The organism is Ramlibacter sp. WS9 (genome assembly GCF_003797765.1).
Lineage (GTDB): Bacteria > Pseudomonadota > Gammaproteobacteria > Burkholderiales > Burkholderiaceae_C > Ramlibacter.
Window position 1 is genome coordinate 449932 of the sequence record NZ_RKMB01000002.1, and the last position, 11990, is coordinate 461921.

The following is an 11990-nucleotide window of genomic DNA, read 5'->3' on the forward strand; positions in this document are numbered from 1 at the left end:
TCGAGGCGCCGGATAATCGCCGCATGATTCACCGCTTCGCCGCCTGCTGCGTGCTGGCACTCGCCGTGCTGCCGTCGTGGGGCCAGGGCCTGCCGCCGGAAGTCGATGCCGCGCTGGTGCGCGCCAAACTGCCGCGCGATGCGGTCACGCTGCTGGTGGTCGATGCCGAGGGCAAGTCGCCGCCGCGATTAGCCCATCGCGAAAGAGTTGCCGTCAACCCCGCATCGATCGCCAAACTGGCGACGACGTTTGCGGGACTGGACCTGCTGGGGCCGGCCTTCGCCTGGACCACGCCGGTCTACGTCGAAGGAACGGTGCAGGGCGGCACGTTGCAGGGCAACCTGTACGTGCGGGGCCGGGGCGATCCGAAGCTGGTGGCCGAACGGCTGTGGCTGCTGCTGCGCCGGGTGCAGGGCCTGGGCATTCGCACCATCGCGGGCGACATCGTGCTGGACCGCAGCGCCTTCGAAACCGTGCCGCAGGACCCGGGTGCCTTTGATGGCGAACCGCTGCGCCCCTACAACGCCGCGCCCGATGCCTTGTTGGTCAATTACAAGTCCGTGCTCATCACCTTCACGCCGCTGGGCGGCCAGGCCCGGGTCCACGTCGAGCCGCCGATGGCGGGGCTGCAGGTTCCGGGCACGGTCGCGTTATCGCAGGAAACATGCGCCGACTGGCGTGGCGGCTTGAAGGCGGACTTCAACGACCCGGCACGCATCGCCTTCGCGGGCACTTACCCCCTGGCGTGCGGCGAAAGGACCTGGCCGCTCGCGTATGCGGACCCTCGCAGCTACACGCAGCGCGCCATCGTGGGCATGTGGCAGCAACTGGGCGGCACGGTGACGGGCCAGGTTCGCGAAGGCCGTGTGCCCGCCGGGCTGGTGCCCGCGTTCGAGATGCAATCACCGCCTCTGGCCGAAGTGGTTCGCGACATCAACAAGTACAGCAACAACGTGATGGCGCAGCAGCTTTTCCTCACCTTGAGCCTGCAGCAAAAAGGCGTGGGCACGGTGGAGGGTTCGCGCGAGGTGTTGCGCCAGTGGTGGCGCGAGCGGCTGGGCGTGGCCGATTCCCCGAACTTCGGCAACGGCTCGGGCCTGTCGCGCGACGAGCGCATCACCGCCGCCGAACTCGCGCGGCTGCTGCAGTTGGCGTGGGCGTCACCGCTGATGCCGGACCTGGTTGCTTCGCTGCCGGTGTCGGGCGTGGACGGAACCATGCGCCGCACACGCGGCAAGGGCGCAGGCCTGGCCCACTTGAAGACAGGCAGCCTGCGCGACGTGGCGGGCGTGGCCGGTTACGTCCACGCCGCCAGCGGCAAACGCTATGTGCTGGTTGCCATCGCCAACCATCCCCAGGCCGGCGCCGTCCGGCCGGCAATCGACGCACTCATCGACTGGGCTGCGCGCGATCTGTGATTTCCCAAATTCCCTTATCCATGTCCGCTCCCGAATTGATCGGCTACCTCGCCGCCATCCTTACCACCTGCAGTTTCGTGCCGCAGGCGTGGCTCACCTTCCGCACCCGCAACGTCAGCGGCATCTCCCTGGGCATGTACAGCGTGTTCGCCAGCGGCGTGGCGCTGTGGCTCGCGTATGGCTTGCTGCTCGGGGCATGGCCGATCGTCGTGGCCAACAGCATCACGCTGGCCCTGGCGATCGCGATCCTGGCGATGAAGCTGCGCTACCGCTGAGCCGGGGTGAAGCGCGGGCAAGTCGCGCTGGAGTCAGGTCCCCAGAATTTCTCGGTGAATACCCGCTGGGCCGGCCCGGTCCGGGCCTCTACGATTTCCTTTCGAAAAATCGAACGGTCGTTCGCTTTCGTAAAAACCAAGGAGATTCGAACATGAGCTTGAGATTGAAACTGTCCGCGCTGGCGGCAGCCGTGGTGCTGGTGGCTTGCGGCGGCGGTGACGGCGGCATCGAAGTCAATTCCACCGTGAGCTTCGGCGACAGCCTGAGCGACGTGGGCACTTACAGGGTGGGCACCATCGCGGCCGTCGGCGGCGGCGAATTTACCGTGAACCCGGCAGCAACCTGGACCGAGACGGTGGCGGCCGCGGTGCATACGCCCGCGCCTTGTGCCGCGCAGACCGGCCTGCTGACGAACATCCCCGGCCTCACCGGCGCGGCGGTCACGAACCACACGGCGTGCACCAACTACGCGCAAGGCAGTTCACGCGTCAGCGGCATCTACGGCCCGAACAGCGCCACGCTGCAGGCCGCGCCGTTCAACCAGGTCAACCTCGGCCTGATGGCCGTGCCGCTCACGACGCAGATGAGCACGCACCTGAGCAAGGTCGGCGGCGCCTATTCCGGCAAAGAGCTGGTGACGGTGCTGGCCGGCGGCAATGATCTGTTCATGAACTTCGGCGGTATCGCTGCGGCGGGTGGCGGCGGCGCGGGGGCCGTGGGCGCCGCCATCGCGGCCGGCTGGAGCACCGATGTGCAGAACGCCGTGGCCGCGGGTGGCGCGGCCGCCACCAACGCCGCGGTGAATGCCGCCGCCGCCAGCATGGGCGCCGCCGGGGCGGAGCTGGCTGGCCTGGTCAAGGCGCAGGTCCTCGCCAAGGGCGCGCGCTACGTGGTGGTGGTCAACCTGCCGGACGTCGCGCAGACGCCGTTCGGCGCATCCCTTGACGCGCAGAGCCGCGGTTTGGTCAACACCCTGGTGACGACGTTCAATGGCCAGCTGCAGACCGGCCTCAATAGCAGCGGCGCGCTGTACATCGACGCTTACACCCAAGGGCGCGACCAGTACGCCAACCCCTCGAAGTACGGCATCACCAACAACACCACGCCAGCGTGCAGCACGACATCGCCGGCCAACCCGTTGCAAGGCTCTTCGATTGCCTGTACCGCCGCCAGCACCATCGCCCCGGACACCGCCGGCTATGCGTTCGCGGACAGCGTGCACCCCACGCCGCTGGGCCACCAGCTACTGGCCAACTACGTCATCGCGCAGATGCGTGTCGTCGGCTGGCTCTGAGCGCCGGGCAATTGCCCCCACGAAAAAGCGCCCCTCGGGGCGCTTTTTTTATGGCCACGCTCTGGGTTACCAGCGCGCGCTGACCCGCTGGTAGGCATAGTCGCCGAACTTGATGTGGCCGGCCGTGGCGGGGTAGACCTTGTCGGCAAACAGGAAGGGGCCGTAGTTGACGTTGACGAGCGTGCTGGTCGTGCACAGCGAAGAGTTCACTTCGCCGGCGCCGATGCCGATGCCGGGCCCGGAGTCGATCGAGTTGCAGACCGGGTTGGTGGAATCGGTCAGGCTGTACGCCTCGGGCACCTGCGCCATCAGGTTGTAGAGCAGCGCGGCATCCACGTATAGCACGGTGTTGCCCAGGTCGACGATGGAGACCAGCAGTTCGGTGTTGAACTTGGTGGACAAGTCCGTCAGCCGCGCGTTCTGGCTGGTGGCCGTGGCCCAGGGCGACTTGCCCAGGTCGTATGTGCCCGTGACCATCACGTGGGTGGCGCCCGCCTGCACCAGCCTGCGCACCTGTGCGCCCAGGTCTCGCCCGGCCTGCTGCACATCGGCGACGGTCTGCGCCTCGGTTTGCGTGCCGGCATTGAGCTGCCCCACCTCGGCAATGATGTCCGAGATGCCGCCGCCCACCACCAGCAGGTCATTGCTGCCGACGCCGCCGCTGCCGAGGAAAGTGGTGATCTGCTCGGCCACTGTGGGCGTGGCGTTGTTGCCCGCCGCATCGGGGTGCGTGTTGACGCGGGCGTTGCCCGTGGCGTAGGAAGTTCCGCCGGCAGCGGCGGTGGTCAATGTGATGCCGTAGCCCGCCGCCATCTCCTCGGTCCAGACGTTGATGCCGACGGCGTTGACGGTGTACTTCTTGCCGCCGACCTGGCCCAGGTCGCTGAAACCGTCGCCGAAGACCACGATGCGCGAAGGCTTGAGTTGGGACTCGATCTGCCCGCCGCCGCAGGCAGCGATCAGCACGGCAGAAGCGGACGCCAGCGCCAGCAGGGCGCGGCGCTTCCAGAAACGTAACATGCAATTCTCCAATAAGGACTTGGGGCTAGTTTACCCAGGCCCGCCCGGTCAGCCGGCGGCGGCCCTTTGGAGGCGGTCGCGCACGCCTTCCCACTCCGGCTCGTCGGGCGGCGTCTCGACCCAGATCAGGCCGACCCCCTGCGCGTCGAACTCACGCAGCACCGCGAACAACTGGCGCGCGGTTTCCTGGGCATCGTCGGGCATGCGCCGGCGCAGCACCTTGTCGGAGCGCGTGCGCAGGATGGCGCGCGAATAGGTTGCGATTTGCTTCGCGTCCGGCCCCAGCACGTCCAGCGCGGTCTGCAGCGACTTGGCATCCATCAGCCGGACGCGAGCGTTCGGCGCGTAGTGCGATTCCAGCGTGCCGGAGGCGCGGGGTGCCTGGCCGTCCATGTCGTCGGGCGAACGCAGCGCCTCACCGCAAGCCGCCTCGACCTGCTCGCGCGTCAGCACGCCGGGCCGAAGCAGCACCGGCACGCCGCGGGTGCAGTCCACGATGGTCGATTCGATGCCGACGCGGCACGGGCCGCCGTCCAGCACCAGCAACTCTTCGCCGAACTCGGCGGCGACGTGGCCGGCCGTGGTCGGGCTCACCCGGCCGAACTTGTTGGCGCTGGGCGCGGCCAGGCCTGCCACCGGTGGCGTGGCCTGTGCGCACGCGAGCAGCAGCGCATGCGCGACCGGATGGGCCGGGCAACGCAGGCCGATGGAAGCCTGCCCGCCGGCAGCGGCAGCCGCGATGCCGTCGCGGCGATGCAGGATCAGCGTCAGCGGGCCGGGCCAGAACGCCTCTACCAGCTTGTGCGCGAAGGCAGGTACTTCCGACGCGAACGCCGCGACGCCCGAGGCGTCGGCCACGTGCACGATGAGCGGGTGGTCGCTGGGCCGGCCTTTCGCGGCAAAGATCTTCGCGACCGCGCCGTCACTGCCGGCGTCAGCGCCCAAGCCATAGACCGTTTCTGTGGGAAACGCGACCACTTCGCCGCCCGCGAGCAAACGGGCGGCCTGCTCGATGGCCGCGGTGGAAGCGCCGTCTTCGATCATGAAAGCCCGTTCAGAACGCCTCGATCCCGAGCAGCGCCGCCGCTTGCAGCGCCGTGGCGCGCGCCGCCGCGGCGGTCGGGCCCGTGATGTTCAGGTGGCCCATCTTGCGGCCCTTGCGCGCGCCCTGCTTGCCATACAAATGCAAGTGCGTGCCGGGCAGCGCGAGCACCTCGTCCCAGGGCGGTGTTTGCTCGTCGTTGCCATGCGTGAACCACAGGTCCCCCAGCAGGTTGAGCATGACAGCCGGGCTGTGCTGGCGCGGCTGGGTCAGCGGCAGGCCCGCCAGCGCGCGGACTTGCAAGTCGAACTGCGACACGTCGCACGCGTCCATGCTGTAGTGCCCACTGTTGTGCGGCCGGGGCGCCATTTCGTTGACCACCAGCGAGCCGTCGGCCAGCACGAAGAATTCCACGCAGAGCACGCCGACGTACTGCAGGCCCTCGGCAATCGCCCGGGCCGACGCCACGGCCTCGGCGGCGCGGGCCGGCGGCAGGTTCCCCTCGTGCACCTCGGTGACCGCGAGAATTCCCCCTCGATGCAGGTTGAGCTGCGGCGGCAGGTTGACCACTTGGCCATCGCGTCCGCGCGCGACGATCACGGAGCACTCGGCCGCCAGCGGCAGCAATTTCTCCAGCACGCAGGCGACGTGCTTGAGTTCGTCCCAAGCCGCGGTCAATTCCTCGCGGGTCTTGACGCGCAACTGGCCCTTGCCGTCGTAGCCCAGGCGTGAAGTCTTCAGCACGCCCGGCAGCAGGTCGTCCGTGACGGCCGCAAGCTGCTCGCGCGTTTCGATCAGTGCGTGCGGTGCACAGGGAACGCCGCACCGGGTGAAGTGCGCCTTCTCCCGGGCACGGTCCTGCGCGATCGCCACGGCGTCCGCGCCGGGCGCGACCGGCCGCTGCGCCGCCAGCGTCTCCAGCGCGCGGGCCGGCACGTTCTCGAATTCGGTCGTGATGGCGGCGCACAGCTGGGCCAGCCGGCCGAGCCCGTCGCTGTCGAGGTAGTCGGTATGGATATGGTGATGGCTCACCAGCCCGGCCGGGCTGTCGGCGTCCGGGTCCAGCACCGCCGTGAAATAGCCCATGCGCTGGGCGGCGTGCGCGAACATGCGGCCCAGCTGGCCGCCACCCATCACGCCCAGCGTGGCACCCGGCAGGATGACCGCTTTCTCATTCTTCATGGCGCTGGCGGCAAAGTCATGGCGCGCGCCGCTTCTGTTTGCTTGCCACGGAATGCATCCAGCCGGGCGCGCAGCGCGGGGTCCTCGTTGGCCAGCATGGCGACCGCGAACAGCGCGGCGTTGGCGGCGCCGGCTTGGCCGATGGCAAAAGTGGCGACCGGAATGCCCTTGGGCATTTGGACAATGCTGTGCAGCGAATCGACCCCTTGCAGGTGCTTGCTCGCCACCGGCACGCCGAGCACGGGCACGGGCGTCTTGGCCGCCAGCATGCCCGGCAGATGGGCCGCGCCCCCGGCGCCGGCGATGATGGCCTTCAGGCCGCGCGCGGCCGCGCTTTCGGCGTAGGCGAACATGTCGTCGGGCATCCGGTGGGCCGAGACGACCCTCGCCTCATGGGCGATGCCGAATTCCTGGAGAATCGCCACTGCGTGCTGCATGGTTTCCCAGTCGCTGCTGGACCCCATCACCACGCCAATCTGTATAGCGCTCAATGGGCCTCCGGCAGAGCCGCCTCGACGGAGGAGTGCCCCGTCTGGGGGCAGCGAACAAAGTGAGCGTGGGGGTTCATAGAATCCTCTAAAGGTTGAATTTTAAGGTTTCACACAGAACTGGCTCCCCATGATCGACGTCACCCTTGAAAACTTCGAAACCGAGGTCATCGCAGCCTCGATGACCCTGCCCGTGCTGGTGGACTTCTGGGCCCCCTGGTGCGGCCCTTGCAAGGTGATCGGCCCGCTACTCGAAAAACTCGAAGCCGAGTACGCCGGCCGCTTCAAGCTGGTCAAGATCGACTCCGACCAGGAGCAGCAGCTCGCGGGCGCGTTCGGCATCCGCAGCATTCCCACCTGCATCCTGCTGATGAACGGCCAGCCCGTGGACGGCTTCATGGGCGCGCTGCCGGAAGGCAAGATCAAGGAGTTCCTCGACAAGCACGTGCCCGCGGCCGGTCCGGAAGAGGAAGAAGAAGAGATCGAGGAACCGGCACAGGACATGTCGCCGGACGCCCAGCTGGAACGGCTGCAGCACGACGTTGCGACCGACCCAGCCGACGACGAGGCGCGCTTCGGTTACGTCAAGGCGCTGCTGCTGGCCGGCCGCGTCGACGACGCCAAGGTGGCCTTCGCGCCCGTGATTGCCAAGACCGCGCTGGTGCGGCGTTTCGATTCGCTGCAAAGGCTGATGGACGCGCTGGATTTCGCGCATGGCGCGGGCGATGCGGCCAAGGCGCAAGCCGATGCCGATGCGCGCATCGCCGCCAACAAACGCGACTTCGACGCGCGCTTCGCGAAGGCGCGGCTGTTGATGGCAAGCCAGCGCTGGACCGACGCGATGGACGAGCTGCTGGAAATCCTGATGCGCGACAAGGCCTGGAACGACGACCTCGCGCGCAAGACCTACATCGCGATCCTGGACGTGATCGAGCCGCCGAAGCAGAAGGTGGCGGATGGGCAGATTCCGCCCGACGACCCGACGGTGGCGACTTATCGCCGCCGGCTGTCGAGCGTCGTCCTGAGCTGACCCTCCATCGCTGCGAAGCGGCAAGGCCGAGCCATCCCCGCGCGGGCGGGGATCCAGTTACCTCGTCAACATCACCACCCGCTCCGCCGGCACGGCGAGCTTGAGCTCGACGAGTTCGCCGCCGGTGCGCAGCTTCGGGAAACTCACCGCCTCCACGGCCAGCAGGCCGGGGCCCGCGCTGGCGGCGGGCACGGGCGCCTTGGGCTGCACCGGCAGATCGTCGGCGCGGGTCAGTTCGCGGCTGCCGTCGCAGCGCGAAAGCAGCGCGGGTTGCGTCAGCCGCACTTGCTTGATGCCGGCCAGCTGCTGCTTGTCGGCCCCGCTGACGGCCTTGCCGTCCTGCGCCAGCAGTTCGATGCCGGGCAGCTTGGGCGCCCAGCGCTGTTCCAGGGTGAGCCGTCCGGCCAGGATGCAATTGCCTTCCGACACCTGGGCCGATGAAGGCAGGGCCATGGCAACGGCAGTGAGTGCGAGGCTGCAGGCGAATGCGGTGCGCAGGGTCTTCATGCGGGTCTCCAACGAAGTGAGCGCCCAGCATAGCGACGCGGGGCATTGCAGAGCAGCGCCCGAAGGAGAAATCCGAAACGATCTGTTCGACCGATGAGCTGCGCCGCTCAGGCCGTGAGGCGCTGGAGTGCTTCGCGATACTTTTGCGCCGTCTTGTCGATGACGTCTTGGGGCAGCCGCGGCGCGGGCGGCGTCTTGTCCCAGGGTTTGTCGTTGATGCGCACTTGCTCCAGCCAATCGCGCACGAACTGCTTGTCGTAGCTGGGCGGGTTCTTGCCCGCCTGGAACGCCGCTTCGTAGCCTTCCACGGGCCAGTAGCGCGACGAATCCGGCGTGAGCACTTCGTCCATCAGTACCAACGTGCCCGCGTCGTCGAGGCCGAACTCGAACTTGGTGTCCGCGATGATCATTCCCTTGGTGAGGGCGATGGCCGCCGCCTCCTGGTAGATCGCAATACTGATGTCGCGAATCTTCGCGGCCAGCTCGGGGCCGGTGATCTTGACCATCTGTTCGAAGCTGATGTTCTCGTCGTGATGGCCGGCCTCGGCTTTGGCCGCCGGGGTGAAGATGGGTTGCGGCAGCTTGCTCGCGTTCTTCAAACCCGCCGGCAGCGGCACGCCGCACACCGATTGCGACACCTGGTATTCCTGCCAGCCGCTGCCGGCGAGGTAGCCGCGCACCACGGCCTCCACGGGGATGGGCTTCAAGCGCTTGACCAGCATCGAGCGGCCCGTGACCTGCGGCACTTCGGCCGGCGTCACAACGCTTTCGGGCGCAGCACCGGTGAGGTGATTGGGGCACAGGTGGCCCAGCTTGCCGAACCAGAACAGCGCCATTTGCGTGAGCAGTTCGCCCTTGCCCGGGATCGGCTCGCCCATGATCACGTCGAAGGCCGACAGGCGGTCGCTGGCGACCATCAGGATGCGGTCGGTGCCGACGGCGTAGTTGTCGCGCACCTTGCCACGGGCGAGCAGCGGCAGCGAGGCGAGGGCGGAGGTGTGCAGGGCGGCGGTCATAGGGCGGAACGAATGTGAAGGGGGAACTGACGCGATTTTCGCTCAACGCAGCTTTGCGCTCGGCTGCGTCGACGCTACAGCGTCAGTACTTTCGTACTTTCCTCACCGAATTGGCTGATTACACGAACCGCAATCTTCTTGCCCTTCTGCTCCGGAAGGGGATGCGACCGGAATCCATACACCCGCTCGAACGCCTCGTCGTCCATCTCGATTTTGAGCATCCGTTCAGCGTTTCGTTTGACACTCGCGGCTGCCAGACCTGACAGCCCGCGCTTGAACTTGTCGAACTCGTCTTTGTCGCCGCCACAAAAGAACACCTGTGAGGGCACGAAATTGGAGCCGTCGTAGTCGGCGTCCAGCATCCAATAGCTGATGTCGGATGCACTGCGCGGTTTGACTTCGTCGCGTATCGGATCGTAGATGTCGAGACCGCGGATTTCCACCTGCACAATTCCGCCTTCGCGGATCAGCCCGATGTCCGGTTCGCCGATCGTCACGAAAGACGCGGCCTTCTTGTCTTTCTTGATCAGGCCTTCCTGCATCAGGTCATCATGCATGCGCACCTTGGTCACCTCGAAGCTGCCGACGCGGCGCGTGACCGACCTGTTCTCGATATCGCTCTCGAAGCCGAAACCCAACGCCAACAGCCAATCTGCATCACCGCGGCGGGCGCAGGCCTTCACCGCGTCGTTGACCGCGACCCGGCTCACGGTGCCAAATTGCGGCCCGATGTGGAAATACGCCTTGCGTTCACCGGTTGCTGTGCCGTACCAGCCCTCAGCATGCAACGCCCCCTCCGGATCGTTGATGATGTCCACGCGGGTGAATACCGCAGTTTCACGCTTGGCACCGTTTTTCACGCCGGCGGTCTTCAAGTGCTGAAAGATGCGGTCAATGAAGCGCTGGGTGCTGTCGGCATCGTGCTCCGTGGCTGCCATCTGATCTGGCGCGATGGGCTCGTCGGCTTGAAGTGTTTCCACTGTGAAAGGACCGGCGACGCGAAGCTTGTTGTTGTCCTCCTCTGGCTTGTCCACCAGCTCCACAACTTCAGGCAACTCATCGTTGGCCAAAGAACCGAGCGTTATACGGGTGACTCGCTTGTATTTGAAACCGTGCCGAACGTCCTGTCCAGCCACATCCATTAGCTTGTACCAGGGATAGGTTGCGGTCATCAACCGGGTTTTCGCAATGTTGAGTGCGATGCGTGACGTGTCAGTGCTAATCCAGCGTCGACCCCATTGCTCCGCAACATAAGCGGTAGTGCCGCTACCACACGTGGGATCAAACACCAAGTCGCCGGGGTCAGTGGTCATAAGAATGCAACGCTTCACAACCTCAACGTTGGTCTGAACCACGTATTGCTTGTCCGTCGCACCGCCAAGGCCTAGCCATAGATTCGACATTGCCGTCAGCGGGAAGTCATCGGCAAAGCTTTTAAAACGGAGCCGTGTCTTTTGGACGATGACACGTCCGTCGACGTGGAGTTTAGGAATTTGTCGTGGACTGACTTTCCAAGAATTTCCGCCAGATGGGTAGGATTTCCCGTTGATCTCTACAGGCTCGTTGGGCCCGCCTTTGTCGCTAAACATTGGGTTCGCTCGAAATATTCGCGCGCCCGGCGGCAGTGCCGCGGTGCCGTTGACTTCAGCTTTACTAAGAGGACGCGTGCTCCCATCTGCTAGCTGAACTGTAGTAAATCCCGCTTCGTAGCCCGACAGAACATCTCGCGGTACGTAGATCGCTCGAAACTTCGCATCAGCTTTAGACCTCGCATACCAAATGAGGTACTCGTTAATAGGGGGCACGAAATCGCCGGATTGACTTCCCTTCTTTTTGAAACTCAGGAGGCCCAGGTAATTTTCGCTACCAAACACCTCGTCCATAACGGACCGAACTAGATGCATATTTTGGTCGCTGATCTGGACAAAGCATGAGCCTGATAACGACAACAACTCTCGCGCCGCAAGCAATCTATCGCGCAAATAGCTCAGGTAAGAATGGATCCCCAGCTCCCACGTGTCTCGGAATGCTTTAATTACTTCCGCTTCGCCCGACAAGGCATCGTCAGAATCCCCATTTGGCATATTCCGATCATTTAGCCGCATCTGCCAATTACTGCCGTACTTGATGCCATATGGCGGATCGATGTAGATGCATTGCACCTGCCCCGCCATGCCTTCGCGCTCCAGCAGACTGCTCATCACCAGCAAGCTGTCACCCTGAATCAGCCGGTTCTGCCACTTATTGGGCTGCTTGTAATAGGAGAGCGGCTTATCCAACTCGTCCATCGCGAGCGGGTTGCCAAATAGCTCGTGCGTGAACAGCTCGTTCTGTGCGTCATCACGGCCGCGCAGCTTGTACAGGCTGGCAATGATCTTTTCCGGCGCGATGTGCTCGTGGCGGTAGAGGCTACGAATGTCCACATCCAGCTGCTGCTGCGCATCGTCTTCGCCGTACTTGTGCATCCAGTACAGCTCCGGGTCTTGGCCGCGGCGCGTGACGGGGTTCAGCGGTACCTCCTTGCGCGTAGGCAGACCGGCAATGGCTTCGGCTTCCTGGCCCTTTTCTTCGCTGCTTGGGATGAAAGGCCGGGCCACCGGCTCTAGCCCCTTGTCGTGCTTGAGCGCGTCCACCGGCTTATAGCTGCCGATGGCGGTCTCGCCCGCACTGGCCCGGCTGGCGGAAGGCGGAGCGGCGGGCTTCTTGCGCGTGGCCAT

General features: G+C 65.4%; 11 protein-coding genes. 4 read left to right on the forward strand and 7 right to left on the reverse strand.

What is annotated here, in order from left to right:
- Positions 1–23 precede the first annotated feature (23 nt).
- The 3 genes from dacB (at position 24) to EEB15_RS05185 (ending at position 2988) form a co-directional block, all read left to right on the forward strand.
- On the forward strand, positions 24–1418 hold the full coding sequence (dacB, locus tag EEB15_RS05175) for a D-alanyl-D-alanine carboxypeptidase/D-alanyl-D-alanine-endopeptidase (protein ID WP_141508450.1): 1395 nt from the start codon (positions 24–26) through the stop codon (positions 1416–1418).
- Positions 1419–1438: 20 nt separating this feature from the next.
- The gene (locus EEB15_RS05180) at positions 1439–1693 is read left to right on the forward strand and encodes a SemiSWEET transporter (protein WP_141508451.1); all 255 of its coding nucleotides are present in this window, start codon (positions 1439–1441) and stop codon (positions 1691–1693) included.
- Positions 1694–1845: 152 nt separating this feature from the next.
- A complete protein-coding gene (locus tag EEB15_RS05185) occupies positions 1846–2988 on the forward strand; it encodes an SGNH/GDSL hydrolase family protein (protein ID WP_141508452.1) in 1143 nt (380 codons plus the stop codon).
- Positions 2989–3054: 66 nt separating this feature from the next.
- Here the strand turns inward: EEB15_RS05185 and EEB15_RS05190 are convergent, their stop codons facing one another.
- The 4 genes from EEB15_RS05190 to purE are packed head-to-tail and all read right to left on the reverse strand — an operon-like array spanning position 3055 to position 6723.
- Positions 3055–4008, reverse strand: coding sequence for an SGNH/GDSL hydrolase family protein (locus EEB15_RS05190; RefSeq protein ID WP_141508453.1), 954 nt, complete (start codon positions 4006–4008; stop codon positions 3055–3057).
- A 48-nt stretch (positions 4009–4056) separates the two neighbouring features.
- The gene (locus tag EEB15_RS05195) at positions 4057–5052 is read right to left on the reverse strand and encodes an L-threonylcarbamoyladenylate synthase (RefSeq protein WP_141508454.1); all 996 of its coding nucleotides are present in this window, start codon (positions 5050–5052) and stop codon (positions 4057–4059) included.
- 10 nt (positions 5053–5062) lie between these two features.
- Entirely contained in the window at positions 5063–6232 is a 1170-nt protein-coding gene (locus EEB15_RS05200) for a 5-(carboxyamino)imidazole ribonucleotide synthase (RefSeq protein WP_141508455.1), read from the reverse strand.
- A complete protein-coding gene (gene purE, locus EEB15_RS05205) occupies positions 6229–6723 on the reverse strand; it encodes a 5-(carboxyamino)imidazole ribonucleotide mutase (RefSeq protein WP_141508456.1) in 495 nt (164 codons plus the stop codon). Before purE ends, EEB15_RS05200 begins: the two co-directional genes overlap by 4 nt.
- 127 nt (positions 6724–6850) lie before the next feature.
- Between purE and trxA the strand changes: the two genes are divergently transcribed.
- On the forward strand, positions 6851–7750 hold the full coding sequence (gene trxA, locus EEB15_RS05210) for a thioredoxin (protein WP_141508457.1): 900 nt from the start codon (positions 6851–6853) through the stop codon (positions 7748–7750).
- 57 nt (positions 7751–7807) lie between these two features.
- On the opposite strand, the gene EEB15_RS05215 is transcribed toward trxA, so the two are convergent.
- From EEB15_RS05215 to EEB15_RS05225, 3 genes are all read right to left on the reverse strand, one after another.
- The gene (locus EEB15_RS05215) at positions 7808–8257 is read right to left on the reverse strand and encodes a hypothetical protein (protein ID WP_141508458.1); all 450 of its coding nucleotides are present in this window, start codon (positions 8255–8257) and stop codon (positions 7808–7810) included.
- A 107-nt stretch (positions 8258–8364) separates the two neighbouring features.
- A complete protein-coding gene (locus EEB15_RS05220) occupies positions 8365–9273 on the reverse strand; it encodes a phosphoribosylaminoimidazolesuccinocarboxamide synthase (protein ID WP_141508459.1) in 909 nt (302 codons plus the stop codon).
- 74 nt (positions 9274–9347) lie between these two features.
- A complete protein-coding gene (locus EEB15_RS05225; protein WP_141508460.1) occupies positions 9348–11990 on the reverse strand; it encodes a site-specific DNA-methyltransferase in 2643 nt (880 codons plus the stop codon).

What these genes read in the sequence shown, in the direction of transcription:
- EEB15_RS05195 (WP_141508454.1), bottom strand. Translation starts at nt 5,052, where the DNA reads ATGATCGAAGACGGCGCTTCCACCGCGGCCATCGAGCAGGCCGCCCGT.
- EEB15_RS05225 (WP_141508460.1), bottom strand. Translation starts at nt 11,990, where the DNA reads ATGGCCACGCGCAAGAAGCCCGCCGCTCCGCCTTCCGCCAGCCGGGCC.
- EEB15_RS05200 (WP_141508455.1), bottom strand. Translation starts at nt 6,232, where the DNA reads ATGAAGAATGAGAAAGCGGTCATCCTGCCGGGTGCCACGCTGGGCGTG.
- EEB15_RS05180 (WP_141508451.1), top strand. Translation starts at nt 1,439, where the DNA reads ATGTCCGCTCCCGAATTGATCGGCTACCTCGCCGCCATCCTTACCACC.
- EEB15_RS05215 (WP_141508458.1), bottom strand. Translation starts at nt 8,257, where the DNA reads ATGAAGACCCTGCGCACCGCATTCGCCTGCAGCCTCGCACTCACTGCC.
- EEB15_RS05220 (WP_141508459.1), bottom strand. Translation starts at nt 9,273, where the DNA reads ATGACCGCCGCCCTGCACACCTCCGCCCTCGCCTCGCTGCCGCTGCTC.
- dacB (WP_141508450.1), top strand. Translation starts at nt 24, where the DNA reads ATGATTCACCGCTTCGCCGCCTGCTGCGTGCTGGCACTCGCCGTGCTG.
- EEB15_RS05190 (WP_141508453.1), bottom strand. Translation starts at nt 4,008, where the DNA reads ATGTTACGTTTCTGGAAGCGCCGCGCCCTGCTGGCGCTGGCGTCCGCT.
- EEB15_RS05185 (WP_141508452.1), top strand. Translation starts at nt 1,846, where the DNA reads ATGAGCTTGAGATTGAAACTGTCCGCGCTGGCGGCAGCCGTGGTGCTG.
- trxA (WP_141508457.1), top strand. Translation starts at nt 6,851, where the DNA reads ATGATCGACGTCACCCTTGAAAACTTCGAAACCGAGGTCATCGCAGCC.